This window comes from Streptomyces sp. NPDC058326 (genome assembly GCF_042879855.1).
In the GTDB taxonomy this organism is placed as follows: domain Bacteria; phylum Actinomycetota; class Actinomycetes; order Streptomycetales; family Streptomycetaceae; genus Streptomyces.
This window is the reverse complement of record NZ_JBHVZO010000002.1, coordinates 302,379-326,306: the sequence shown is the minus strand read 5'-3', so window position 1 is coordinate 326,306 and position 23,928 is coordinate 302,379. Positions and strand designations below refer to the sequence as shown.

Genomic DNA, 23,928 nt, shown 5'->3' with positions numbered 1-23,928 from the left:
GGTGAGCCCCGTGATGGTTACGGCCGCGCCCCGGACCCGTCAGGGAACCCGGACGACCTGGCCCGCGTACGAGAGGTTGCCGCCGAAGCCGAAGAGGAGGACCGGGGCGCCGGAGACCAGCTCGCCGCGTTCGACCAGCTTGGCCAGGGCCAGCGGGATCGAGGCCGCCGAGGTGTTGCCCGAGTCGACGACATCGCGGGCGACGATCGCGTTGACGGCGCCGATCTTCGCGGCGAGCGGCTCGATGATCCGCAGGTTGGCCTGGTGCAGGACCACTCCGGCGAGTTCCTCGGGAGAGATGCCGGACCGCTCGCAGGCCTGCCGGGCGAGGGCGGGCAGTTGCTGGGTGGCCCAGCGGTAGACGCTCTGGCCCTCCTGCGCGAAGCGGGGCGGGGTGCCCTCGATGCGGACGGCGTGGCCCATCTCCGGGACCGAGCCCCACAGGACCGGGCCGATGCCGGGCACGGCGCCGGGGGTGTCGTCGTCCACGGCCTCGACGATCGCGGCGCCCGCGCCGTCGCCGACGAGGACGCAGGTGGTGCGGTCCGTCCAGTCGACCACCTCGGTCATCTTGTCGGCGCCGATCACCAGGGCGCGGCGCGACCCTCCGGCCCGTACGGCGTGGTCGGCGGTGGCCAGGGCGTGCGTGAACCCGGCGCAGACCACGTTGAGGTCCATGGTGGCGGGCGAGGTCATGCCGAGGCGGGCGGCGACGCGGGCGGCCATGTTCGGCGAGCGGTCGATCGCCGTGGAGGTGGCGACGAGGACCAGGTCGATGTCGTCGGCGGTGAGCCCGGCCGTGGCCAGGGCCTTGCCCGCCGCGTGCGCGGCGAGCTCGTCGACGGGCTCGTCGGGCCCGGCGACGTGCCGGGTGCGGATGCCGACCCTGCTGGTGATCCAGGCGTCGTCGGTGTCGACCAGCTCCGCGAGGTCCTGGTTGGTGAGCACCCTGGCGGGCTGGTAGTGCCCGAGCGCGGCGATGCGAGTGCCCGTCATACCCGGGACCCCCTAGGTGATTTTCGATCGTCGGAAGGAACTCCCCAGTCTTGCCAGCGACTGATGGGTAACAGGTGACGTAAACCACCAACATTCCCCCGTACCCCTTGGCCGACCGTGACAAGGCCCCGGGCGGGGCACGGCCTCCGGCCCCGACGGGCGGAGGCGGCGGGCGGGTCAGTTCTTGGGCGGGTCGATCATCTGGAGGGCGAGGGTCGCCGGAGGCGGGGCGATGCCGGGGCCGCCGGCGGCCGTCCAGGCGAGGATGTCGTCGAGGGAGTCCTCGTCCAGGGTGAAGGCGATCCAGGCGGCCCGTCCGCCGCGCCGCCGGCCCTCGGTGGAGGGCTGGACGACGACGATGTTGGCCTGGGCGCAGGGTCCGAGGCAGTCGCTGGTGCGGACGGCGAGGCGGCCGCCGGAGGCCGCGGCGGCCTCCCGGAGGCGGGCGAGCTGGCCGGTGTGGTCGGTGCCGGGGTTCTTGCGGGCGTCGCCGCAGCAGCATCCGCGGCAGACGACGAGGGAGCAGGGGCGGGCCCCGTACCGTATCGGGACGGGCGTCATACGGAGCCGTCCAGGGTGATCGCGGAGGCCGGGGCGACCGTGCCGAGGCGGGGGAAGTCGAGGGCGACGGAGGCGTGGTGCTCGTCGGCGGTGAGCGCGCTCATGGCGTCCTCGGCGAAGACGAGCTCGTAGCCGTGGTCACAGGCGGCGCGGGCGGTGGACTCGACGCCGAGGTTGGTGGCGATGCCGCCGAGGACGAGGGTCGTGGCGCCGAGTCCGCTGAGCAGCTCGTGGAGTCCGGTGTCCTGGAAGGCGCCGATGGTGCGCTTGACGACGACGCGGTCGCCGTCCTCGACGAGGTCGGGGACGAGGTCGCTGCCGGGGGGCTGGCGGTCGACGTGGGGCCGCTCGACCCGGATGTGGACGACGGGGGCTCCGGCGGCCCGGAAGGTGTCGGCGAGCCGGGCGGCCGCGGCGAGGACGTCGGTGCCTGGCCTGGGGGCGAGGGGCAGCGCGACGATGCGTTCCATGAGGTCGACGAGGACGAGCGCGGTGCGGCCGGGATCGAGTGCGGGCATGGGAGCACCGTAGCGGTCCGGATGATCACCGAGGTCCGGTCAGGGGTGTGATCCGGCCTACGGGGGTGCTCTCCCGGTCCTCCGTCTCCGTGTCATGTGCGCGGCGCCTGGCGATGACCGCGCAGACCATCAGCTGCATCTGGTGGAAGAGCATCAGCGGGAGCACGGTGAGCGCGGCCTGGGGGCCGAAGAGGACGCTGGCCATCGGCAGGCCGGCCGCGAGGCTCTTCTTCGAGCCGGCGAACTGGATGGCGATCCGGTCGGCCCGGTCGAAGCCGAGCCGGCGGGCTCCGTACCAGGTCAGGGTCAGCATCGCGGCGAGGAGGACGGCTTCGACGGCGAGCAGCAGGCCGAGCCTCGCGGGGGTCACCAGGTGCCAGATCCCGGCGACCATGCCCTGGCTGAAAGCGGTGTAGACGACGAGGAGGATCGAGCCGCGGTCGACGTGTCCGAGGACCTTCTTGTGCCGGACGAGGAAGCCGCCGACCCAGCGGCGCAGGAGCTGTCCGAGGAGGAACGGTGCGAGGAGTTGGAGCACGATCCTCAGGAGCCCGTCGGCGGAGAGGTCGCCGGCGGCGCCGCCGAGGAGCAGTGCCGCGAGCAGCGGGGTCAGGACGATGCCGGCGAGTGAGGAGAAGGATCCGGCGCAGATCGCCGCGGGGACGTTGCCGCGGGCGAGGGAGGTGAAGGCGATGGAGGACTGGATGGTGGAGGGCACCAGGCAGAGGAAGAGGAGGCCGCCGGCGAGCTGGGGGGTGAGCACCGTGGGGGCGAGGCCCTGGGCGGCGAGTCCGAGGAGCGGGAAGAGCAGGAAGGTGGAGCCGAGGACGGTGAGGTGGAGCGGCCAGTGCTTGAGGCCGTCGAGGGCCTCGTGGGTGGAGAGCCTGGCGCCGTAGAGGAAGAAGAGGAGGGCCACGGCGCCGGTGGAGGCGCCTTCCGCGATGTCCGCGGCGGCGCCGGACGCGGGGAGCAGCGCGGCGAGGGCGACCGTGCCGAGCAGGGCGAGGACGTAGCCGTCGACGGGCAGTCGGGACGGCAGGCGGAACGGCAGTCGGGACGGCAGGCGGAGGGTGCGGCGGCGTGGGACGGTGCCGGTCGTGCGGGGGGTCATGGGCTCCACTGCTCTTGCGCTGCGGGGGGCGGGGGCTCTCGCGCTTCCGGGGCGGATGCTCTCGCGCTGCGAGGGTGGCGGCTCGTGCGCTTCGGGCGGGCCCGCGGGGCGCGCGGGGGCGCGCCCCCCATCCTGGTCCACGGGCCGGTGATCGGGAATCCCGTACAGCACTCTGACTGTCATCACGGCATGCGATGAGCGTACGGTCGTCCCGTGTACGAGCCGACGCATCTGCGCACCTTTCTCGCCGTGGCCCAGACGCTGAGCTTCACGCGTGCCGCGGCCCGTCTCGGGCTGCGGCAGTCGACCGTGAGCCAGCACGTGCGACGCCTTGAGGAGGCGACCGGCCGGCCGCTGTTCACCCGGGACACGCACCGGGTGGCGCTGACGGAGGACGGGGAGGCGATGCTCGGCTTCGCGCGGACCATCCTCCAGGCGCACGAGCGGGCGGCCGCGTTCTTCGGCGGGACCCGGCTCCGCGGCCGACTGCGCTTCGGCGCTTCGGAGGACTTCGTGACGACCCGGCTGCCGGAGATCCTTGAGTCGTTCCGGCGGGAGCATCCGGAGGTCGATCTGGAGCTGACGGTCGAGCTGTCGGGCACGCTCCAGGCCCGGCTGGCGGCCGGCCGGCTCGATCTCATCCTGGCGAAACGGCGGGACGCGGAGAGCGAGGGCCGACTCGTGTGGGAGGACGCGCTGATCTGGATCGGTGCGCCGGGCCTTCGGCTCGATCCCGACCGGCCGGTGCCGCTGATCCTGTATCCGCCGCCGGGGATCACCCGGGCGCGGGCTCTGGAGGCGCTGGAGGCGCAGGGGCGGGCGTGGCGGATCGCGTGTACGAGTTCCAGTCTGAGCGCGAACGTGGCGGCGGCGCGCGCGGGGCTCGGGGTGATGGCGCACACTCGGGGCCTGGTGCCGCCGGGGCTCGTGCCGGTCCCGGCCCGCGCGGGGCTTCCCGAGCTGGGGGACGTGGGTTTCGTGCTGCGCGGTGGGCGCGGGGGCGGCGCGGTGCAGGAGGCGGCGGACGCGCTGGCGGAGGCGATCCTGGCGGGCGGCGACCGGCTGCGGCGGGACGGTGCTCCGACCGTCGGTGACGGACCGCGGAGGACCGGGTGAACCGGTCGGGGGCAGGGGTCGCGTGAGCGGCCGGTACAGATTCCGTGGAGATTCCTGCCCGGCGGGCGTACCGGGCGGTCGGTAACGGCCCCGGGATGTCCGTCACTTGGCTCGGTCACCCGCGCTGACCTGTGCGAACGGGGAATGTCCCGGCTTGGTGAAGGCCCTGCCGCGGGGCTGTCGTGTGGGGTACCGTCACCCGCGCCGTACGGAGCGCGACAACGGGCTTTTCCAGCCACCGAGCCGTCGAGGAGCAGGTCAGTGCGCGAGTTCACCGTGCCGCCCGTCGAGGCGGCGCCTCAGGTCGGCGGTCTGGCGGACGCCGTGTTCGAGCGCGCCCTCGCCGAGCCCGAGCGGATCGTGTTCGGCCGGAAGGGGCCGGACGGGCAGTGGCGGGACGTGACGGCCGCGCGGTTCCGTGACGAGGTCCTGGGTCTGGCGAAGGGCCTGATCGCGCAGGGCGTGCGGTTCGGCGACCGGGTCGCCGTGATGTCCCGTACCCGCTACGAGTGGACCCTCTTCGACTTCGCGCTGTGGACGCTCGGCGCCCAGCCGGTCCCGGTCTATCCGACCTCATCGGCCGAGCAGGTCTTCTGGATGCTGCACGACTCCGAGGTCACGGCGTGCGTGGTGGAGCACGGGGACCACGCGATGACGATCGGCTCGGTGATCGACCGGCTGCCCCGGCTCCAGCGTCTGTGGCAGCTGGACGCGGGCGCGGTGGCCGAGCTGACGGCGGCGGGGACGGAGATCGAGGAGGACGTCGTGCACCGGCACCGGCGGGCGGTGACCCCGGAGACGGTGGCGACGGTCATCTACACGTCGGGGACGACCGGTCGCCCCAAGGGCTGTGTGATCACCCATTCCCACTTCATGTTCGAGACGGACATGCTGGTGGGCCGCTGGGAGCCGGTGTTCCGTTCCCGGCCGGGGGAACAGGCGTCGACGCTGCTGTTCCTGCCGCTCGCGCACGTCTTCGGCCGGATGGTGGAGGTCGCGGCGGTACGGAGCGGGGTGAAGCTGGGGCACCAGCCGGTGATGGCGGCCGGCGAGCTACTCCCGGACCTGGCGGCGTTCCGGCCGAGCTTCGTCCTGGCCGTGCCGTACGTCTTCGAGAAGGTCTTCCACGCGGCGCGGCGCAGGGCGGAGCGGGAGGGGAAGGCGGGCCCCTTCGACAAGGCGGTCGAGGTGGCCGTGGCCTACGCGGAGGCGCTGGAGCAGAAGGCGTTCGGGACCGGACCCGGCCCTTCGGCGGCGCTGCGCGTGCAGCACCAGTTCTTCGAGAGGACGGTGTACGGGAAGGTCCGCGCGGCCCTGGGCGGGCGGATGCGGCACGCGATGTCGGGCGGTTCGGCGATGGACCGCCGGCAGGGGCTGTTCTTCGCGGGTGCGGGGATCACGGTGTTCGAGGGGTACGGCCTGACGGAGTCCTCGGCCGCCGCGACGGCGAACCCTCCCGAGCGCGTGAAGTACGGCACGGTCGGGCAGCCGGTCCCGGGCACGACGGTGCACATCGCGGAGGACGGCGAGGTGTGGCTGCACGGCGGTCAGGTCTTCTCCGGCTATCTCAACGATCCGGAGGCGACCGCGGCCGTCCTGAACGACGGCTGGCTGGCCACCGGCGATCTGGGGGCCCTCGACGAGGACGGCTATCTGACGATCACCGGGCGCAAGAAGGAGATCCTGGTGACCTCCGGCGGCAAGAGCGTCGCCCCGGCGCGCCTGGAGGAGCGGGTGCGGGCGCATCCGCTGATCGCCCAGTGCATCGTCGTCGGCAACGACAGGCCGTACATCGCGGCGCTCGTGACCGTCGACCAGGAGGCGGTGGAGCACTGGCTCGCGATGCAGGGGCGGGCGCCGCTCGCACCGGCGGAGCTGGTGCGCGATCCGGCTCTGGAGACGGAGATCCGGCGGGGAGTGGTGGCGGCGAACACGCTGGTGTCGCAGGCGGAGTCGATCCGCACCTTCCGGATCCTGGCGCATCCGTTCAGCGAGGAGCACGGGCTGCTCACCCCGTCCCTGAAGCTGAAGCGGAAGGCGATCGAACGGGCGTACGCGGCGGAGGTCGCGGCGCTGTACGCCTGAGCCGTTCCCGCGGCCGGGACGCGGAGCGGCCTAGGTGCGGGGCGGCCTAGGTGCGGGGCGGCCGCGGGGTGGGGCGGCCTCGTTACTGGGCGACCGGGGCGGCCGCTGTGCGCGGGGTCGGCCGGAAGGCCGGACGCGGAATGCGCCGTGGCCCGTGATCGTTGACCCTGGGAGTACCCGTACGGTCGTCAGGGGTCGTACGGGCGTCACGACCCGCGACAACGTAAGGACCCCTCCCACGTGAGCACGGACAGCAAGGTTCCCTCGGTCACCCTGAACAACGGCGTCCGGATGCCGCAGCTGGGCTTCGGCGTCTGGCAGGTGCCGGACGACGAGGCGGCGGCAGCCGTGACGACCGCTCTGGAGGCCGGTTACCGCTCCATCGACACCGCCGCGATCTACGGGAACGAGGAGGGCACGGGACGTGCCGTCGCCACGTCCGGGATCGCCCGCCAGGACCTCTTCGTCACCACCAAGCTGTGGAACAGCGAGCAGGGCTACGACTCGACGCTGAAGGCCTTCGACGCCTCGCTCGACAAGCTGGGTCTCGACTACGTCGACCTGTACCTGATCCACTGGCCGGTGCCCGCCAAGGACGCGTACCCCGACACGTACCGCGCCTTCGAGAAGATCTACGCGGACGGCCGCGCCAGGGCGATCGGCGTCTCCAACTTCCTCCCCGAGCACCTGGAGCGGCTGATCGGCGAGACCTCGGTCGTGCCCGCCGTCAACCAGATCGAGCTCCACCCGCACCTCCCCCAGCAGGCCTCCCGCGAGGCGCACGCCCGGTACGGCATCGCGACCGAGGCCTGGTCGCCGCTGGGCTCGGGCAAGGGACTCCTGGACGTGCCGGCGATCGTCGCGATCGGCCGCAAGCACGACAGGACCCCGGCGCAGGTCGTGCTGCGCTGGCACCTCCAGCTGGGGAACGTGGTGATCCCGAAGTCGGTCACCCCGTCCCGCATCCAGGAGAACATCGACGTCTTCGGCTTCGAGCTGGACGCCGAGGACCTGGCGGCGATCGCCGCGCTCGACGAGAACCGCCGACTGGGCCCCGACCCGGCGGAGTTCAACGCCGGCGCCTGAGGCCAAAGGCTCCCGCGGCGCCGTGCCACCACCGTGGTGCGGCGCCGCTGTCGTACCCGGGACATAGGGTCGGTGACGGCCCTCGGGGCCCGCGCGGCCGCCTGCCGCGACGTCCAACAGGGGTGCGAACAGAAGGAGTCGGTACGTGAGCGGTTCTCCGGGGCCCGTCGAGGAGGGCCTCTACCGGGTGCGGAACGTGGCCAGCGGGCTGCTCCTCGAGGTGTACGAGGGGTCGAGCCGCAGCGGCGCCAACGTGCAGCAGGGCACCGGGAACGGAACGGCCGGTCAGCACTGGCACATCAGGCCCGTGCCGAACGGCGGCGGGCTCTACCACCTGGTGAACGCGGCCAGCGGGAAGCGGCTCGACGTCGCCAACGCGTCCACGGAGAACGGCGCCAACGTCCAGCAGTGGAAGGCGAACAACTTCGGCGCGCAGGAGTGGATCATCGAGCGGGACATGGAGTCTCCGGGGACGGTCGCGCTGGTGAGCTTCATCAGCGGACGGCTCCTGGAGGTCGCGGACGGTTCGACGGCCGACGGCGGCAACGTACGGCAGTGGGAGGACACCGACTCCCCGTTCCAGTGGTGGCGGCTCGAGCCGGTGTCCTGACCCGGGCGGGCCGGTCCTTCAGCCCTTGCGGGCGGTGTGGACGGTGCGGGCCGTGAGGTGGAACAGGTCCGTGCGGTGGTGCAGGGACTGCTCGTCGGACGGGTCGAGGAGCCGGTCGAGCGTCGCCCGGTCGTCCGCGTCGAGCCGGGTGCCGCAGCCCTCCCGGAGCCGCCCGAAGTGGGCGAGGGCCAACTCCCGTACGGCAGGGGACACCGGCGCGGCGACGTCGGTGAGGAAGGTGCGGGTGCCCGCGGGGGTGAGGCCGGCGCCGGCGAGGAGCGCCCGCCAGTCCTCCGGCTCTTCCTTGGACCCGGGGAGCTCGGCTCGCATCTCGCCGAACCATTCCGCGTTGGCGGCGTCGAGGCGCGCCTCGAGACCCGGCCGGCCGAACCCGATGTGCCGGGGCAGATGACGGGTGGGCAGACCGCCCTCGACGAGGACCATCAGGCCGCCGGGGTTCAGCAGGCCCGCGAACTCCACGAGCGCGGCCCGCTGGTCGCCGATGTGGTGCAGCGAGTTGCCCATCCAGATCAGGTCGGCCTGCCCCAGGCCCGCGATGCCCTCGGGGAGTTCGGCGTGGAGCGTGGAGACCCGGCCGCCCAGTCCATGGGCCTCGGCACGGTCGCGGGCACGGGCGAGGAGTTCGGGCGAGCCGTCGACGGCGACCGCCTCGGCGGCCCGGAAGGCCTCGGCGAGCACACCGGTGACGACGCCGGGGCCGCTGCCGACGTCGAGGATCCGGCGGACGCCCGGGGCCGGGGCGAGCGTGCCGAGCCAGGCGGCGGCGTCCGCGTAGGCGGGGCTCGCGATCTCGGCCTGCCGCTCCAGGAGCGGGGCGATCTCGTTCCAGTCGACGTGGGTGGGGTCGTGGTGGTGATGGCCGGGCGCGTGGGCGTGCCCGTGCCTGTGTCCGTGTCCGTCGTGGGATTCGCTCTGCTGACTCATGGGGTCCAGCGTGCGACGACTCGGACAGCGGTGCAAGAAAGGTTGCCGGTCCGGCAAAGAACCCCCGCTGGGGACCCGCTGCTCAGGCCGTGGCGCGGTGCTCCTGCGGGCTGACGCCCCGGACCCGCTTGAACGCGGCACTGAGGGCGAACGCCCCGCTGTAGCCGACCTGCCGGGCGACGGCCTCCACGGTGGCGTCCGTCTCGCGCAGCAGGTCGGCGGCGCGTGCGAGCCGCCAGCCGGTGAGATACGCCATCGGGGGCTCGCCGACGAGCGCGGTGAAGCGACGGGCGAGCGCGGCCCGGGAGACCCCCGCCCTCACGGCGAGCGAGGCGACGGTCCAGGGATGGGCCGGGTCGTTCTGGAGCAGCCGGAGCGCCCGGCCGACCACCGGGTCGCCCATGGCCCGGTACCAGGCGGGGGCCTCGGCGCCGGGCCGGGAGAACCAGGCGCGGACGCCGGCGATGAGCAGGAGGTCGAGGACCCGGTCGAGGACGACGGTCTGGCCGGGTTCGTCGCGGGCGATCTCCTCGTCGAGGAACGGCATGAGGGGGCAGTTCCACACGTCGGCGGGCAGGTGCAGCAGCCCCGGCAGCGCGTCGAGCAGCCGACGGCCGACCTCGCCGTCCATCCGGTAGGTACCGACGAGAACGGTGGTGCCGCCGTCGGGGGCGTTGCCCCAGGTACGGACGCCGAGCCGCATGGTTTCGGCGAGCGGCTCCCCGCTGAGGGTGGAGCAGGCTCCGTCGGGGCCGATCCGGGCGCTGGGCGGGGCATCGGGGGCGTCGGCGACGGTGTAGGGCTCGGGGCCGCGGGCGATGGCGATGTCCCCGGGCCGCAGGAGGACGGGGTCACCGGTGCCGGGGACGATCCAGGCCTCGCCCTCGGTGACGCACATCAGACAGATCGGAGCGCCGTCCTCGACGCGCACGGACCACGGCGGCTCCATGATCATGCGGAGCAGGAAGGCGCCCCTGGCGCGGGGCCCGTCGAGGAGTCCGGCGAGTGCGTCCATGAGGGGCAAGGGTAGGGCGTCCGGAGTGAGACGGAGACGTAGGCGGGTGAGACTGCGGAGCATGGGCGGACGGGGCCGTGGGCGGGAGTCTTGAGCCATGACGACGAACACGCGGAATGCACAGACCACGCAGACCCGGGAAACGCCGGCCCAGGACGCCCGCACCGCTCTCGGCGCCCGCACGATCCTCGTGACGAGCGCCTCCGGCAAGACCGGGCGGCGCGTGGCCGAGCGGCTCGGGGCGCGCGGGGCGACGGTCCGCGCCGGGTCCCGTACCGGCGCGACCCCCTTCGACTGGGAGGACCCGGCGACCTGGGCCCCCGCGCTGCGGGGCGCGGACGCCGCGTACGTGGCGTACTACCCGGATCTCGCCGCGCCCGGCGCGGCCGAGGCGATGAGCACCTTCGGGCGGCTCGCCGCCGAGAGCGGTGTGCGGCGGGTGACGCTGCTGTCCGGCCGTGGGGAGCCCGAGGCGGTCGTGGCGGAGGAGGCGCTGCGGGCGGCGGCGACGGGAGTCGAACTGGCCGTCGTGCGGGCCGCGTTCTTCGCGCAGAACTTCTCCGAGGGGCTGCTCGCCGAGGGGGTCGCGGAGGGATCGCTGGTCTTCCCGGCGGGTGACACGGCGGAGCCCTTCATCGACGTGGACGATCTGGCGGACGTCGTGGTCGAGACCCTGACGGCGGACGGGCACGCGGGTCGGGTGCACGAGGTGACGGGGCCGCGACCGGTGGGATTCGCCGAGGTGGCGGCGGAGATCGCCCGGGTCTCGGGCCGCCCGGTGGCCTACGAGGCGGTGTCGGAGGCCGACTACGCGGGGCTGCTCACCGGGTTCGGGCTTCCGGCGCCCGAGGCCGGGTGGCTCGCGGCCCTGTTCGCGACGCTCCTCGACGGCCACAACGCCTCGGTGACGGACGGCGTGAAGCGGATCCTGGGCCGTGAGCCGCGCTCGTTCGCCGCGTTCGCGGCGGAGGCCTGGGGCGGTCGGGGCGCCTGAGACCGTCCCCAGCGGGAGGAGTCAGGGAGGAACATCGCGAGGACGGACCGCTGTGCGCCCGTCCGGTCCGGGTGCGGTTCCGCTGGTCCGGGATCGGCCGGACTCGGCGCGCCGGGAGCAGGCGTTCGCGTCGGCGGACGATGGGGAACGGGGCGGAGCGGGTGACGAACCGAGTGAGGGAGTTCAGCCGCGCCTGACGAAGCGGGCCAGCCGGTATCGGGGGTCGTCACGGGGGCGGTCCTGGTCCGGGAGGGCCGTGAGGGCGGCGGCGAGCGCGTCGGAGGACGCGGTGTCGCCATCGAACCAGGAGACGAAGTAGCCGCCGCGCAGCTTGCGTACGGTGTCGCGCGGGGTGGCGCCCTGGCCGTGCCCGGTGAAGTGGGTGCCGGGGGCGGGTTCGAGGCCGTGGGCGGCGGCGTACCGGGTGATCAGGTCGGCGCGGTCGGAGGCCGCGTCGGCCGACCGGTGCGGGCGGAGGATGGCGTCGATGTCGCTGCCGACGTCGTGGGCCGCGTCCTTGTCGACGGTGGCGATCAAGACGCCGTCGGGGCGCAGGACGCGGGCGGCTTCGGCGACGATCTCCGCGGCGAAGGGCACGAGGTGCAGCAGCCAGACGGCGCTGACCGCGTCCAGGGAGGCGTCGGGGAGCGGGAGCCGGCGGGCGTCGGCGCGGACGACCCGGCCGGGTACGCGGGCGGCGGCGACCCGCAGCATGGCGTGGGCAGCGTCGGCCCCGTGGACGCGCAGTCCCGGCCGGGTGAGCCGTTCGGTGACGAGGCCGGTGCCGCAGGCCAGGTCAAGGAGGGTGCGGGCGCCGGGCGGCACGAGCCGCAGGACGGCCTCGGCGGCCGCCTCGGCCCGCGGCAGCCCGCCCCGGGTCCGGTCGTAGTGCGCTGCCTCGGCCTCGTAGTCGAGCACGGTCTCCGCCATGCGGATGATCTTACGAGGGGTTGGGGGGCAGCCGGGGGTCAGTTGGCGCCGTGGCCGGGGGCGACTCCCTCGACGCGTTCGGCGAGTTCGAAGTCCTTCTCGGTGACGGTGCCGCCGGCGGAGTGGGTGTTCACGGAGAGGGAGACGGTGTTGTAGCCGAGGGTCAGGTCCGAGTGGTGGTCGAGCTCCTGCTGGATCTGCGCGACGTGGACGACGAGCGCGGTGGCGGCGAAGTGGTCGCCGAGCCGGTAGACACGGGTGAGGCGGTCGTCCTCGACGGACCAGCCGGGGAGCTCCCGAAGGCGGTCCTCGATCTCCTTCTGCGACAGCGGCTGTGTGGGCACGGCGGTGCTCCCTCGGGTCGGGTGGCGCGGGTGACGGACAGGGGTCCCCGGGAGAACGTACCCGGGTCCCCCTCTGGGATACCGTCTGGCCATGACAACTGTCGTGAGCGACACGGGGGTAGGGACGCTGCTGCGCGGCTGGCGTGAGCAGCGGCGGCTGAGCCAGCTGGAGCTGGCGCTGCGCGCGGACTCCTCGGCGCGGCACATCTCGTTCGTGGAGACGGGCCGTTCCCGGCCGAGCGAGGAGATGGTCCTGAGGCTGGCCGAGCACCTGGAGGTGCCGGTCCGTGAGCGGAACGCGCTGCTGCTTGCCGCCGGGTACGCGCCCCGGTACGCGGAGTCGCCGCTCGACGCGCCGCGTCTGGAGACGCTCAGGGAGGGCATCGAGCGGCTGTTGTCGGGGTACGAGCCGTATCCGGCGCTCGTGGTGGACGGCTCGTACACGGTGGTGGCGGCGAACCGGGGCATCGGGCTGCTGCTCGACGGGCTTCCGGAGCATCTGCTGACGCCGCCGCTGAACGCGATGCGGATCACCCTCCACCCGGAGGGTCTCGCGCCCCGGATCCGGAACCTGCGGGAGTGGCGGGGACATCTGCTGCACCAGATGGAGCGTCAGATCGCGCTGGTGCGGTCGGAGTCGCTGCGTGCGCTGTACGAGGAGGTGTCGGCCTATCCGCTGCCTCCCGGCGCGGACGGGGAAGGCGCTCAGGACGTTCCGGACGCGGAGATGTATCCGTACTTCGCGCTGCCGCTCCGTGTCGAGCACGACGGGCGGGTGCTGTCGTTCGTGTCGTCGATCTCGACGTTCAACACGCCGCTGGACGTGACGGTCGCCGAGCTGGCCATCGAGACGTTCCTCCCGGCCGACCCGGCGACGGTCGCGTACCTCCGGTCCCTGCCGCCGGTCGAGGGTGAGGCCGGTCGGCGGTAGGGCCGGTCAGCGAGTGCGGCCGGCCGCCCGCAGCGCGGTCCACTGGAGGACGGCGAACCCGGCGACGGTGGCCGCCTGCGTCGGCGTCCACACCAGACCCGCGGTGGTCGGCTCCAGCCACGCGACGAGGGCGACGACGCTCAGGACGGCCCAGAGCGCGTTGACGTCGACGACGAGTTTCACGGCGAGCGCCGGGGGCTGCGGGCGGGTGGCGAGCCAGCCGACCCCGGCGGCGAACAGGACGAGGAAGAGACCGAGTTCGAGCAGCAGCCCCGCGTCGACCCCGAGGAACTCGCCGAGCGGCCCGGAGGCGGTGGCGTAGGCGAGGCCGTTGGCACCGGTGACGACGGCGTCGAGGGCGAGGAAGCGGCGGACCGCGGACTGCGGCCGGTTGGTGCGGGCGAGACCGGTGAGCAGGGCCTGGGACATGGCGGATCACCCTCCATGGGGGACGTTCGCGCGGCTGGTGGGCCGGAGCCCGAGCGGAGTGCGCCGCCCGGGTTCCGGTGTCCCCGAGCATGCCGCGCGGCCTGGGAGGGGGTCGATTACGTGAGAGGTAATGCCCAGGTCGCGCGGATGGAACCGGTGGCGCCGGTTCAGTACGCGGCGGGCCGGTGGCTGATGAGGGCGCGCAGGCGGGCGGTGTCGGCTGCGGTCCAGCCGGGTGGCGGGAGGACGGCGGCCCAGCCGTCGACGGCCCCGGCACCGTAGCGATGGCCGTGCGGGGCGCCCACGCCGTACGAGACGGCCATGTCCACGGAGGTCTGCCAGAAGGCGACGAAGGGGAACCAGGTGATCTCGGGGGTGATGTCGGGGCCGAGGGGTTCGTCGAGCCAGGCGGGGCGGCTCACGAGGAGGTCGGGCGACCACCAGACGACGGGGTCGGAGGCGTTCTGCAGGTAGACCGCGCGCGGTGCGGCCCAGTCGGCGGCCGGGCGGGCGAGGTCGGTCTCGGGGAACTGGGCGAACCGGACATGGGCGCCGCCCCGGTACTGGGGCCGCCAGACGGGGCTGCCCGGGTCGCGGTCGCGGCGGATCTCCCGGGATATCGGGGAGAAGTTCGGGGCGCCCAGGAGGAGGGCGCCGTCGACGGAGGCGAGGAGGTCGTCTGCGTCCTCGAAGGAGGCCTCGACGGCGTAGGCGCCGAGGCTCTCGCCGGTGACGACCAGCCGGGGCCGGCGGTCGGCGGGCAGGGCGTCGAGGCGGGTGCGTACGGCGTCGAGGAGGGCGCGGGTGGCCTGCCCGGCCTTCTCCTTGTCGACGAGGAAGGAGACCCAGCTGGGGAGGTACGAGTACTGGACGGCGACGATCGCGGTGTCGCCTCCGTACATGTACTCCAGGGCCTCGGCGACGTTCGGGTCGACCCAGCCGGTGCCGGTCGTGCCGGCCACGGCGAGCACCGCCCGGTCGAAGGCGCCGGTGCGTTCGAGTTCGCGGACGGCGAGCCGGGCCTGGGCGGCGAAGGGGAGGTCGTCCGCGAAGGCGGCGGGCAGCGCGGAGGGCACGTAGACGCGGACGGGCGCGCGGGCGGGCCGGCCGGTCCAGGCGGCGAGGGTGTCCCGGGTGGGCGTGGAGCCGGTGAAGTTGCGGCCCTGGTAGCCGAGGTCCGACCAGGGGACGAGGGAGCCGGGACCGCCGGAGACGAACCGGGAGCCGGGTCGCCGGATGCCGTCCTTGGTGCCGTCGTTGGTGGCCTCGGCGATGCGGTCGGCGATGTCGACGACTCCTCGGTCGTAGACGATGTCGCGGACGCCGACGAGGACGACGAGCGCCGAGAGGACCGCGCCGACGGCGAAGGCGAGGGGCCGGGGCAGGAGCCTGCCGAGCACGCGTATGAGGGTGACGGAGCCGAGACGTACGGCACGGGCGACGAGGAGCGCGGAGAGGAGCAGGCCGAGCGCGATGAGCGCGATCACCGGCGTGTGCCAGGTGAGGGAGGGCGGGAGGCCCTGGAGGACCCGGAGCTGACGCTGCATCCGGGCGCTCTCGGAGATGAGCCACACGGCGAGGACCGGGCTGAGCAGCCAGTACGCCTGCCAGCAGCGGGTACGGACCCAGGTGGGCGGTTGCCGGGGCGAGAGGGCGCGGAAGAGCCAGGCGAGGGTGGAGCCGAGGGCGTATCCGATGACGGCGGTGATGCCGCCGACGAGCCCCTGGAGGTGCCACGGGCGGGGCACGAGGGAGGGCGTGAGGCTGGACCAGAAGAAGACGGTGGCGCAGCTGAGCGCGAAGAGGTCGGGCCAGCGGCGGATGAGGTACGCGGGGTCCGGGCGGTCCCAGTAGGGGCGCAGGGCGAAGGCGAGGAGCCGGTCGGCGGCGCGGGAGGGGAGACCACGGCCGCCGGCGTCGGAGCTCGCGGCGGGGGCGCGCCGCGCGCCGGTGTCCCGGCCGTCGGTCGTTCCGGCGTACGTGCTCGGAGCTTCGGCGGTCAGGGCGTCGGTCGTCCCGGTGTCCGTGCTCGGAGCTTCGGCGGTCAGGGCGTCGGTGTGGGGGCCCGGGCCGGGCGCGGGTCCGGCGGACCGATCGGGGCTGGTGTTCCGGTCGGTCGAGGTCATCGGGTCAGCCTCGTACGACCGGACATCGGTCCGCAATGCGTTTGTGCCGGGCCCGCGTCGGGCCGTCCCGCCGGGTTCAGCGGTTACGCGAGGTCAGCGGGTGGGCTCCTCACGGGGTGCGGGCCGCTCGGGCGCCGGAGCGGGCGCCGGTTCTGCGGGCTCGGCGGAACGGCGTTCGGCGAGCCGGGAGCGGGACGCCTCGGCGCGCAGCAGGGCCTGGAGGACGGCGAACGGGTCGACGGGCATGACGGAACTCCTCGTGGTGCGGGGTGAAGTGGGCTGCCGGGAGGTGCGTTCCTCTCAGCAGCGCATCACCACGCGCCGGAGCGCGTCGCCGCGCGGGGCGGGTACGGGAGCGGGGGCGGCGGTACGGGACGGCCGGCGGCGGCCGGTACGGGGGTGCCGCCGTGCGGGGGCCGGGCGGATGCCCGTGCGGTGCCGCCTGGCCCGACGGGGCGGTCCGGCCTCGGCGGCCGCCGGGTCGTGGGTCTCGCCGTGGGGGTCGGGCGCCGGGGCGGCGGCGGCGGTACGGAACTCGGCGCCGCCGGGGAGAACGCCCGCCGTGCCGGTGCCGACGAGGGCGAGCAGGACGAGGAACAGGACGATCCAGGGGTACCCGCCGCCCCGGGCCGGGCGCGTCCGAGCGCCCGCCGGGGTGGCGGGCGCTCCGGTCGTCCGGTTCACGGGGCTCACGGTGATCCGTACTGCCCCGCGAGCACCCCGGGAAGGCCGGCCGGGGCTCAGATCCGCCCGAGCGGCGTAAGGACTCCCCGACGATCCCCTGCGTGCCGCGCACGCCTGCCTCACGAGGCCGGCCGCACCACCCTTCCAACAAGGCTGCGCTCATTGAGGGGTGGATCTTTCTCATGCGTCGAGCAGCCGCCATGCGGTGAGGGCGAGCCTGACCCGCGTCAGTCCCGCGGGTTCGGTGAGTTCGATGTCCAGGGTCCTCGCGATGTGTTCGAGTCGGCGGGCGACGCTGCTGTGGTGCAGGTGGAGGAGATCGGCGGCCCGGCGCAGGGAGCCGGTGCCGCAGTAGGCGTCCAGAGTCTCCATGTCTCCCGGGTTGCCCGCGACGCGGGCGATGGCGGCGACGTCGGCGTTGTCACGCAAGGCGTCCGGAGGGAGCTGGGCCAGGAGCGCGAGCGCGCCCAGGTCGGCGTGGCGGACGACGGGTTCGCGAGGAGTGGTGAAGCGGAGCGCGGCACGGGCTTCCCGCCAGGACCGGTCGGGGCTCCCGGCGGCGCCGATGCCCGCGCGCACGCCCGCCGGGAACCGGGCGGGGTCCAGGGTGGTGGCCAGGATGACGCCCACGTCGGCGAGCGGTGCCGCCTTCACCGGGCGGGCCGGGCAGATCAGGCCGCCGATCCGGTCGAGCGGGAGCCGCGAGCGCACGGCGACGACGTGGACCGGCAGGTCGGCGGCGAAGCCGAGGAGCCGCAACGCGCGCGCCCTGGCCACCTCGTCGCCGTCGGAGCTGACGGCCAGCTCGACGAGGGCGGGGTCGGCCATGGTCGTGCGGGCCGGGCCGTATCGCTCGACGGCCGCCGCGGTGGCGAGAGCGAGCCGGTCGAGGAGTACCTCGTCGAGCGGATTGGGTGAGCCGGGGCGCTCCAGCCACGCCGTGCCGATCTCCTCCTCGTCGAGGGTGATGGGGAGGGTGGTGGACGCGGGCGACGGCGGGGTGGTGGCCTGCCTGCCGTCGGGCGCGAAGCGGATCGTCCGGCCCGTGCCGTGGAGCCGGATGCCGGTCACGCACTCGGCAAGGCCCGCCGATGCCCGTGCGAGCGCCGGCAGATCCACCCGTCGGCGCATCAGCGTGTCGTAGAACGCGAGGATGCGGATCGCTCCGTCGACGTACGGATCGAGTCCCGACAGCCGTACGGCCAGTGCTTCCATGGCAGAAGGGTAGAAGAACGGGGGTGCGCCGAGGGGCGCGTGATCGGTGCGGGACGCGCGACGGATGTCGGACGACCTCTCGGCCCACGGCCGTGAGGATGGTCGTCATGGATCCCGAACTCGAAGCATTCATCCCCTTCCTCCCGCACATGGACATGAACGACCCGGTCGCCGCGCGCAAGGACTTCGCCGAGCGGGCGGCCGCGGCGCCGGCGCCGGACACCTCCCGCATGGACGTCGAGGACCGCACGGTGCCCGCCGATCCGGACGTGAAGGTGCGGGTCTACCGTCCGCACCGGGCACAGGGCGCCGTCGTCTGGCTGCACGGGGGCGGCGGAGTCTTCGGTGACCTGGACACCGAGCATCCGTGGGCCGCCCGGATCGCGGACCTCTCCGGGGCGGTGGTGATCTCGGTGGGCTACCGCCTGGCGCCCGAGCACCGGTTCCCGGCCGCCCTCGACGACGCCTGTGCCGTACTGGCCTGGGCCGGCGAGCACGCGGGCGAACTCGGCGTCGACCCGGCGCGGATCGCGGTCGGGGGACACAGCGCCGGTGCGAACCTCGCGGCCGCGGTGAGCCTGCGTTCGCGTGACGAGCAGGGGCCGGCGATCTGCTTCCAGCTGCTCAACCAGCCGGGCCTGGACGATCGTCAGGAGTCGTGGTCGGCACGGAACTTCACCGACACGCCGTGGTTCGATCGGGACAAGCTCGCCGCGGCGTGGCGGCACTGCCTGGGCTCCCGGCCCGCCACGCCGTACGCCGCCCCCGCGCGGGCCACCGATCTGTCCGGCCTGCCGCCGGCCTACATCGCCACCGCGGAGTTCTGTCCGAATCGGGACGAGGGCATCGCCTACGCGCTGCGCCTGATGCAGGCGGGTGTGTCGGTCGAACTCCACCAGTGGCCCGGCACCTTCCACGGGTCCCAGGCGATCCTCTCCGCCGATGTCTCGCAGCGGCAGAACGCCGAACTCGGCGCCGCTCTGCGCCGCGCGCTGGCGGGATAGCCGTGGATGTCGACCTGCACGGGGAGTCCCCTGTGCGTTCACCGATCACGAAAGGACGGACGTCTTGAAGATCCGACTGGCGATATGCGGGAGTGTGGCCGCGCTGAGTGTCTGTGCGGCGGGCACGGTGGCGGCGGTTCCCGCGCCCGATGCGACAAGGGCCGTCCCGGCCGCCGGCGCGAACCCGTCGACCGGCTTCGATCCCGCGGAGCTGAAGTCCGCCTTGGAGGCTGTCCACCACGCGGGGATCCCGGGGGCGTTCGCCGAGGTGCGCGCCGCCGGCCAGGTGTGGCGCGAGGCTTCGGGGGTCGCCGATGTCAGGACCGGCCGTCCCGTGACGCCCGGCATGCGGCAGCGCGTCGGCAGCATCACCAAGACCTTCACCGCCGCCGCGATCATGCAGCAGGTCGAGCAGGGCCGGATCCGGCTCGACGCGCCGATCGGCGACTACCTGCCGCGGCTGGTACCGGGAGAGCGCGGCAGGAAGATCACGGTCCGCATGCTGCTGAACAACACCAGCGGCCTCCCCGACTACATCCGCTACGCGTTCCCCTCTCTGCAGGACATGTCGCCCAAGAGCCTGGACGACAACCGGTTCAGGCGGTTCCGCCCGGCCGAGCTGATCGGGATGGGCGTGGACGCGCCTCCCGCGGGCGAGCCCGGAGCCACTCCGGGGGTGTACTCCAACACCAATTACCTGCTCCTCGGCGAGCTGCTGGAGCACGTGACCGGCGCCCCGGCCGAGGAGTACATCACCCGGAACGTCATCGAGCGTGCGAGGCTCCGGCACACCGGGTTCCCTGCCGGGCCACGCATCCGGGGACCGCACTCGCGGATGTACGAGGCCCTGTGGGGACTGAACGACCCGCCGCGCGACTACAGCGTCTACGACATGTCCTGGACGGGGACGGGGGCCGCTCTGGTGTCGACCATGGAGGACCTCAACCGTTTCTACGGCAAGCTGCTCGGCGGCGGGATCGTCAGCCGGTCGTCGCTCGCGGAGATGCGACGCACGGTCCCGGTGATCGCCCTGGACGGCACGACGATCCAGTACGGCCTCGGCCTGCACAAGGTCGACATCCGGGGCTGCGGCACGTTCTGGGGTCACGACGGCACGGTCTGGGGGGCCGGAACGATCTCCCTGACCTCGGCCGACGGCAAGCGCCAGATGTCCGTCGCGGTCAACCTCCAGAGGTGGAACCAGCCGGACTCCTCGGGGAAGCCGCAGCACCACCCCATCGACGACGCGCTGAAGACGCTGTACCAGCGAGCGATGTGCGACAACGGCAGCGTCCACGCCGAGAACGCCTCACAGGCCCCGGAGACCACCCCGTAGCCGGAGCGTCGCAGGCCCGCAGGCCGAGGGCGGAGGCTGATCGAAGTCCGTCGCCCCGCGCCGCCCCGCCTCCGGGGTGTCAGGCGCGCTGCCTGCGGCCCGCCATCCCGGCGTACACGAGCACACCGGCGAAGAGGAACAGCACGCCCTGGTAGACGGCCGCGTAGCCGGAGCCCGCGACCAGCCAGAGGGAGAAGCCGAAGGCGGCGAGGGTGAGGAGGGTGTCGCGGATCAGCCGGGGGCGGTGGACCCGGTCGGACTGTCCGGAGAGCAGAAAGAAGAACTGGGCGGCTGAGGAGAGCAGATAGGGGACGGTGGCGGTGAAGGTGGTGACGAGGACGAGGGTCTCGAAGACTCCCTCGGTGCCGGCCGTGTAGTTGTAGACGGTGAGGAGCGAGGCGAGGACGACGGTCACGATCACTCCGACCGTGGGGACGCCGCGCCGCTTGTGGGCGAAGGCCTTCGGGAAGAGGCCGTCGCGGGCCGCCGCGTACGGGGTCTGGGCGCTGAGCAGGGTCCAGCCGTTGAGGGCGCCGAGCATGGACACGAGGGCCATGCAGGCGACGGCGGTGCCGCCCCAGGAGCCGCCGAACACGAGGTTGACGGAGTCCGTGAAGGGGGCGCTGGAGGCGACGAGCCGCTCGTGCGGGACGGTGCCGAAGACGGACAGGGTGGTGAGGAGGTAGAGGAGGGCGGCGGCGAGGGTGCCGAGGACGGTGGCGCGGCCGACGTTCCGGCGCGGGTCGCGGACCTCGCCGGCGCTGACGGCGGCCGACTCGACACCGAGGTAGCTGAAGAGCAGGATCGCGGCGGAGGCGGAGACGGCGCCGAGCGCGCTGTCTCCGCCGGCGTGGAAGGGCCCGAGGTTGTCGCTGTCGAAGAAGAAGAGTCCGCCGAAGGCGACGAGCAGCAGCGGCAGGAACTTGAGCACGGTCGCCACGAGCTGTACGGCGCCGACGCAGCGGGTGCCGGCGAGGTTGGCGAGGGCCGGGAGCCACTGGATGAGAAGGGCGGCGGCGATGGTGGCGGGCGTCGATCCGTGGAGGGGGATCAGCACGTCGAGGTAGCCGACGGCGGCGACGGCGAGGGCCGCGTTGGAGACCCAGGTGGTGATCCAGTACGACCATGCGGTCAGGAATCCGGCGAAGTCACCGAAGGCCTCGCGGGCGTAGACGTACGGTCCGCCGGTCCGCGGGTGGCGGTGGGCGAGGCGGCCGAAGACGAGGGCGAGGGCGATCGCGCCGAGGGTGAGGACGCCGAAGGCGACCAGGCTGATGGTGCCGAAGGGGGCGACGGAGGCGGGCAGCAGAAAGATTCCGCCGCCGATGATGTTGCCCATGACCAGGGCGGTCGCAACGGGGAGCCCGAAGCGGCGGGAGCGCCGTTCGACCGGCTCGGGGTCCGTCCGGGGTCCGCTCTGTGGAGTTGTGGTGGCCGTGCTCATGGGGTGGTGCGCCTTCCGTCGTACAAATCCGGACCATCGTCCGGTAGCGACGAACACGCGTCCAAATCAGCGGTTTTTGTCCTGCGGGACCGGGCCGTCAACCGGAAGAAGTGATTCCGATCCGTCTGTGGACGGTGAAATCTCCAGCGGTGACCGTGGTGGCAGCGGCACCTGCGGACCCGAGCACTCCCGCAGCCACCGCCGCAGCACCCGGTGCACCTGCTCCGCGCCGACCAGCCGCTCCCCCTCGGCGACGGGCGGCGACAGCTCCGGCGGCCAGAGGAGGAAGGGGTGCGACTGCTCGCCGCCGAGACCGCCGTGCGAGCCGATCTGCTCCTCGAAGGCGTGCACGGTGCCGGTCGCCGGGTCGTACATGGAGTTGACCATGATGTCCGCGACATGCGGAAAGCCGTCCGTGCGCCGCACCGCCGCCGCCGTGCCCGGCCCGAAGACGGCCAGCGGTCCCCCGTCGTCCAGCTCGGCGACCGGCACCTCCACCCCGTCCCTGGCGAGGACCACCGACCCGTGCTCGGCACTCGCCACCAGGACGAAGCCGACGCCCGGATGGTTCGCCAGCGTACGGAGCAGCGCCGGGTGGCGCCGGTCGATCTCCTCCCGGGTCATCCGGTGCGGCACGTCCGGGAAGGAGACGAGCCCCAGGTTGCCCGAGGCGAGGACGACCGGCTCCGAAGGCCGCGCCGGCAGCTCCCGCGCCGTCTCGCCGGTCTCGTCCACCGGCCGGTGCAGAGCGAGGCGCAGCGCGTCCCTGGCCGCGTCCCGCGCCTCCGAACCGCTCCTGGTGCGCCGTACGCGACGCGGGACCGGAAGCCCGCACCCGGCCCTGACGAGGTCCTTCAGCGTCAGCCCGTACGCCCCTTCGAAGGTCTCGCCCGGGCTCTGCCCGTGATCGGAGAGCAGCACGATCCGGTACGGGCGGGGGGCGTGCTCGGCGACCGTGGAGACGAGGCCGATCGCGCGGTCCAGGCGCCGCAGGACCTGGTCGGTGTCCCGGCCGTGCGGGCCCGAGTGGTGCGCCACCTCGTCATAGGCGACGAGGTCGGCGTAGACGGCGGTCCGCCCGGCCAGCATGTCCCCCATCACGGCGGAGACCACGACGTCCCGCTCCAGGACCGTCGCGAACGCCCGGACGAAGGGGTACGTGCCGCCGCGCGAGACCCGCGGGGTCTCGCGGCGCAGCAGCGCCCGGGTCGACTGACCCATCTCCCGCAGGCACTCGGCGACGAAAGACCCGGCGGTGCGGACGGCGTTGGCCGGATCGGAGAAGTACGCGAAGTAGCCGGCCCGCGAGCGGTTGCGCCGGCCGCGCCGGGCGGCGACCGACAGGACAAGGGCGACCTGGTCGGCGCCCCCGCTGAAGAGGTTGCCCCGGGAGGCCCCGTCGAAGGAGAGCAGCCCGCCGTCCCCGGTGCGGCGCACGGCCCGGCGCTGGAGTTCCACGGCACTGGCCGGGCGGTTCGACACCATGAGCCGGCCGGTGTCCTTCTCGTACCAGCGGAAGGCGGGCACGTCCTCGTTGGAGCCGTGCAGGATGCCGAGCTGGCTCGCGCCGGTCTGGCTGGACCAGTCGGTACGCCAGGGGGTGAGCCGGTGGCCGGCGTCGAGCATGGCGGCGACGGTCGGCATGAGCCCGTCGGCGACGGCGCCGCGCAGCACGTGGTGGCCGACTCCGTCGAGCTGGAGGAAGACCGTGCCCGGGACCTGCTCGGGACCTGCGACCTGCGCGCGGGGGCGGGTGCGGCCGGTGAGCCGGTAGAGGCGGCGGCGGTAGGCGTCGTCGTCGCGGACGGCGAGGGCGGTGGAGGTGGCGGAGGCGACCGCGGACATGACGGCGGCGACCACGACGGCGGTCTCGGGGTCGGCGGCGCCCCGCCCGTCGGGGATCAGCCAGAGCGCGAGCAGCAGCAGCGAGCCGTTGAGGAAGAACACCAGGAGACCGAGGACCAGGGCCGGGACGAGCAGCAGGGCCCGCACGATCAGCGGCCACACGAGCGCGCCGAGGAGACCGAACGCGCCGGCCGCTGCGGCGGCGGTGAGCGCCGTCCTCGTGAAGGTGTCGCCGTCGGCGGACTGCAGCTGGAAGTCGGGGAGCAGCCCCGCGAGGATCAGCAGGGTGAGCGTGGACACCGCCCAGACCACGGCCACCCGCCCCAGCGCACCGCCCGCCGATCGCCAGCGGTTGGCGCCACCCCATCGCCCGTCACCCACGCCCGCTTCACCTTTCGCCTGTTTCCTGCCTCAAGCGTGGCACAACGCCCACGGCCGGCGTGGGAAACGGGTGAGGGCGATCGGCCCGGATGTGTCAGGTCGTGTGTCAGGTCGTACGTCAGGCAACGCAGCAGGTCGTGTGCCGGACCGGGTGCCCGGGACCGCGCCGGTCGCCGGGTCCGGTCGTGTGTCCGGTCGCCCGGTCCGGTCGTGTGTCCGGTC

General features: G+C 73.5%; 23 protein-coding genes. 8 read left to right on the top strand and 15 right to left on the bottom strand.

The genetic code is table 11. The annotated features are described in order from the left end of the window. Positions 1 to 39: 39 nt before the first annotated feature. The 4 genes from ACFVYX_RS04255 to ACFVYX_RS04240 form a co-directional block, all read right to left on the bottom strand. Positions 40 to 996: a beta-ketoacyl-ACP synthase III gene (locus tag ACFVYX_RS04255; protein WP_389679765.1), complete on the bottom strand. Its 957-nt coding sequence runs from the start codon at positions 994 to 996 to the stop codon at positions 40 to 42. A 177-nt stretch (positions 997 to 1,173) separates the two neighbouring features. Next, positions 1,174 to 1,557 carry a (2Fe-2S) ferredoxin domain-containing protein gene (locus ACFVYX_RS04250; RefSeq protein WP_389679764.1) on the bottom strand — a complete coding sequence of 128 codons (384 nt, stop codon included), beginning with the start codon at positions 1,555 to 1,557 and terminating at the stop codon, positions 1,174 to 1,176. After that, positions 1,554 to 2,075 (bottom strand): isochorismatase family protein, encoded by a 522-nt coding sequence (locus ACFVYX_RS04245; protein WP_389679763.1) that lies wholly within the window; start codon positions 2,073 to 2,075, stop codon positions 1,554 to 1,556. Before ACFVYX_RS04245 ends, ACFVYX_RS04250 begins: the two co-directional genes overlap by 4 nt. Before the next feature lie 25 nt (positions 2,076 to 2,100). Further along, complete coding sequence (locus ACFVYX_RS04240) at positions 2,101 to 3,186, bottom strand: bile acid:sodium symporter family protein (protein WP_389679762.1); 1,086 nt, start codon at positions 3,184 to 3,186, stop codon at positions 2,101 to 2,103. A gap of 213 nt (positions 3,187 to 3,399) precedes the next feature. On the opposite strand from ACFVYX_RS04240, the gene ACFVYX_RS04235 reads away from it, so the two are divergent. The 4 genes from ACFVYX_RS04235 (at position 3,400) to ACFVYX_RS04220 (ending at position 8,083) form a co-directional block, all read left to right on the top strand. Beyond that, entirely contained in the window at positions 3,400 to 4,302 is a 903-nt protein-coding gene (locus tag ACFVYX_RS04235; protein ID WP_389679761.1) for a LysR substrate-binding domain-containing protein, read from the top strand. Between the two features lie 261 nt (positions 4,303 to 4,563). Then, the gene (locus tag ACFVYX_RS04230; protein ID WP_389679760.1) at positions 4,564 to 6,387 is read left to right on the top strand and encodes an AMP-dependent synthetase/ligase; all 1,824 of its coding nucleotides are present in this window, start codon (positions 4,564 to 4,566) and stop codon (positions 6,385 to 6,387) included. 291 nt (positions 6,388 to 6,678) lie between these two features. Then, entirely contained in the window at positions 6,679 to 7,473 is a 795-nt protein-coding gene (locus ACFVYX_RS04225) for an aldo/keto reductase (RefSeq protein WP_389680041.1), read from the top strand. Positions 7,474 to 7,618: 145 nt separating this feature from the next. Beyond that, complete coding sequence (locus ACFVYX_RS04220; protein WP_389679759.1) at positions 7,619 to 8,083, top strand: RICIN domain-containing protein; 465 nt, start codon at positions 7,619 to 7,621, stop codon at positions 8,081 to 8,083. A gap of 18 nt (positions 8,084 to 8,101) precedes the next feature. Here ACFVYX_RS04220 and ACFVYX_RS04215 read toward each other — a convergent pair whose 3' ends face one another. Together ACFVYX_RS04215 and ACFVYX_RS04210 are read right to left on the bottom strand one after the other, a co-directional pair. After that, positions 8,102 to 9,028: a class I SAM-dependent methyltransferase gene (locus tag ACFVYX_RS04215; RefSeq protein ID WP_389679758.1), complete on the bottom strand. Its 927-nt coding sequence runs from the start codon at positions 9,026 to 9,028 to the stop codon at positions 8,102 to 8,104. Positions 9,029 to 9,110: 82 nt separating this feature from the next. Beyond that, positions 9,111 to 10,043 carry a cupin domain-containing protein gene (locus ACFVYX_RS04210; protein WP_389679757.1) on the bottom strand — a complete coding sequence of 311 codons (933 nt, stop codon included), beginning with the start codon at positions 10,041 to 10,043 and terminating at the stop codon, positions 9,111 to 9,113. Between the two features lie 97 nt (positions 10,044 to 10,140). On the opposite strand from ACFVYX_RS04210, the gene ACFVYX_RS04205 reads away from it, so the two are divergent. Beyond that, the gene (locus ACFVYX_RS04205; protein ID WP_389679756.1) at positions 10,141 to 11,037 is read left to right on the top strand and encodes an NmrA family transcriptional regulator; all 897 of its coding nucleotides are present in this window, start codon (positions 10,141 to 10,143) and stop codon (positions 11,035 to 11,037) included. Positions 11,038 to 11,220: 183 nt separating this feature from the next. Here the strand turns inward: ACFVYX_RS04205 and ACFVYX_RS04200 are convergent, their stop codons facing one another. Next, on the bottom strand, positions 11,221 to 11,967 hold the full coding sequence (locus tag ACFVYX_RS04200) for a class I SAM-dependent methyltransferase (protein ID WP_389679755.1): 747 nt from the start codon (positions 11,965 to 11,967) through the stop codon (positions 11,221 to 11,223). A 38-nt stretch (positions 11,968 to 12,005) separates the two neighbouring features. Then, positions 12,006 to 12,311: a 4a-hydroxytetrahydrobiopterin dehydratase gene (locus tag ACFVYX_RS04195; RefSeq protein WP_389679754.1), complete on the bottom strand. Its 306-nt coding sequence runs from the start codon at positions 12,309 to 12,311 to the stop codon at positions 12,006 to 12,008. A gap of 91 nt (positions 12,312 to 12,402) precedes the next feature. Here ACFVYX_RS04195 and ACFVYX_RS04190 point away from each other — a divergent pair, with 91 nt between their 5' ends. Next, positions 12,403 to 13,242 (top strand): helix-turn-helix domain-containing protein, encoded by an 840-nt coding sequence (locus ACFVYX_RS04190; RefSeq protein ID WP_389679753.1) that lies wholly within the window; start codon positions 12,403 to 12,405, stop codon positions 13,240 to 13,242. A 6-nt stretch (positions 13,243 to 13,248) separates the two neighbouring features. Here the strand turns inward: ACFVYX_RS04190 and ACFVYX_RS04185 are convergent, their stop codons facing one another. From ACFVYX_RS04185 to ACFVYX_RS04165, 5 genes are all read right to left on the bottom strand, one after another. After that, entirely contained in the window at positions 13,249 to 13,671 is a 423-nt protein-coding gene (locus tag ACFVYX_RS04185) for a hypothetical protein (protein ID WP_389679752.1), read from the bottom strand. 167 nt (positions 13,672 to 13,838) lie between these two features. Beyond that, positions 13,839 to 15,797, bottom strand: a complete 1,959-nt coding sequence (locus tag ACFVYX_RS04180; protein WP_389679751.1) for an alpha/beta hydrolase — start codon at positions 15,795 to 15,797, stop codon at positions 13,839 to 13,841. A gap of 93 nt (positions 15,798 to 15,890) precedes the next feature. Continuing rightward, complete coding sequence (locus tag ACFVYX_RS04175) at positions 15,891 to 16,043, bottom strand: hypothetical protein (RefSeq protein ID WP_389679750.1); 153 nt, start codon at positions 16,041 to 16,043, stop codon at positions 15,891 to 15,893. A gap of 54 nt (positions 16,044 to 16,097) precedes the next feature. Further along, the gene (locus ACFVYX_RS04170; RefSeq protein WP_389679749.1) at positions 16,098 to 16,481 is read right to left on the bottom strand and encodes a hypothetical protein; all 384 of its coding nucleotides are present in this window, start codon (positions 16,479 to 16,481) and stop codon (positions 16,098 to 16,100) included. A 180-nt stretch (positions 16,482 to 16,661) separates the two neighbouring features. Further along, a complete protein-coding gene (locus tag ACFVYX_RS04165; protein WP_389679748.1) occupies positions 16,662 to 17,696 on the bottom strand; it encodes a helix-turn-helix domain-containing protein in 1,035 nt (344 codons plus the stop codon). A gap of 107 nt (positions 17,697 to 17,803) precedes the next feature. Between ACFVYX_RS04165 and ACFVYX_RS04160 the strand changes: the two genes are divergently transcribed. Beyond that, positions 17,804 to 18,700, top strand: coding sequence for an alpha/beta hydrolase (locus ACFVYX_RS04160; protein WP_389679747.1), 897 nt, complete (start codon positions 17,804 to 17,806; stop codon positions 18,698 to 18,700). 211 nt (positions 18,701 to 18,911) lie between these two features. Further along, complete coding sequence (locus ACFVYX_RS04155) at positions 18,912 to 20,036, top strand: serine hydrolase domain-containing protein (RefSeq protein WP_389680040.1); 1,125 nt, start codon at positions 18,912 to 18,914, stop codon at positions 20,034 to 20,036. A 79-nt stretch (positions 20,037 to 20,115) separates the two neighbouring features. Here the strand turns inward: ACFVYX_RS04155 and ACFVYX_RS04150 are convergent, their stop codons facing one another. Then, on the bottom strand, positions 20,116 to 21,480 hold the full coding sequence (locus tag ACFVYX_RS04150; RefSeq protein WP_389679746.1) for an amino acid permease: 1,365 nt from the start codon (positions 21,478 to 21,480) through the stop codon (positions 20,116 to 20,118). Between the two features lie 66 nt (positions 21,481 to 21,546). Next, complete coding sequence (locus ACFVYX_RS04145) at positions 21,547 to 23,706, bottom strand: phage holin family protein (RefSeq protein ID WP_389679745.1); 2,160 nt, start codon at positions 23,704 to 23,706, stop codon at positions 21,547 to 21,549. Between the last annotated feature and the right edge of the window lie 222 nt (positions 23,707 to 23,928).

Coding starts and splice junctions, on each gene's coding strand:
- ACFVYX_RS04255 (WP_389679765.1), bottom strand. CDS start 996: ATGACGGGCACTCGCATCGCCGCGCTCGGGCACTACCAGCCCGCCAGG.
- ACFVYX_RS04250 (WP_389679764.1), bottom strand. CDS start 1,557: ATGACGCCCGTCCCGATACGGTACGGGGCCCGCCCCTGCTCCCTCGTC.
- ACFVYX_RS04245 (WP_389679763.1), bottom strand. CDS start 2,075: ATGCCCGCACTCGATCCCGGCCGCACCGCGCTCGTCCTCGTCGACCTC.
- ACFVYX_RS04240 (WP_389679762.1), bottom strand. CDS start 3,186: ATGACCCCCCGCACGACCGGCACCGTCCCACGCCGCCGCACCCTCCGC.
- ACFVYX_RS04225 (WP_389680041.1), top strand. CDS start 6,679: ATGCCGCAGCTGGGCTTCGGCGTCTGGCAGGTGCCGGACGACGAGGCG.
- ACFVYX_RS04215 (WP_389679758.1), bottom strand. CDS start 9,028: ATGAGTCAGCAGAGCGAATCCCACGACGGACACGGACACAGGCACGGG.
- ACFVYX_RS04210 (WP_389679757.1), bottom strand. CDS start 10,043: ATGGACGCACTCGCCGGACTCCTCGACGGGCCCCGCGCCAGGGGCGCC.
- ACFVYX_RS04205 (WP_389679756.1), top strand. CDS start 10,141: ATGACGACGAACACGCGGAATGCACAGACCACGCAGACCCGGGAAACG.
- ACFVYX_RS04200 (WP_389679755.1), bottom strand. CDS start 11,967: ATGGCGGAGACCGTGCTCGACTACGAGGCCGAGGCAGCGCACTACGAC.
- ACFVYX_RS04190 (WP_389679753.1), top strand. CDS start 12,403: ATGACAACTGTCGTGAGCGACACGGGGGTAGGGACGCTGCTGCGCGGC.
- ACFVYX_RS04185 (WP_389679752.1), bottom strand. CDS start 13,671: ATGTCCCAGGCCCTGCTCACCGGTCTCGCCCGCACCAACCGGCCGCAG.
- ACFVYX_RS04180 (WP_389679751.1), bottom strand. CDS start 15,797: ATGACCTCGACCGACCGGAACACCAGCCCCGATCGGTCCGCCGGACCC.
- ACFVYX_RS04175 (WP_389679750.1), bottom strand. CDS start 16,043: ATGCCCGTCGACCCGTTCGCCGTCCTCCAGGCCCTGCTGCGCGCCGAG.
- ACFVYX_RS04165 (WP_389679748.1), bottom strand. CDS start 17,696: ATGGAAGCACTGGCCGTACGGCTGTCGGGACTCGATCCGTACGTCGAC.
- ACFVYX_RS04160 (WP_389679747.1), top strand. CDS start 17,804: ATGGATCCCGAACTCGAAGCATTCATCCCCTTCCTCCCGCACATGGAC.
- ACFVYX_RS04150 (WP_389679746.1), bottom strand. CDS start 21,480: ATGAGCACGGCCACCACAACTCCACAGAGCGGACCCCGGACGGACCCC.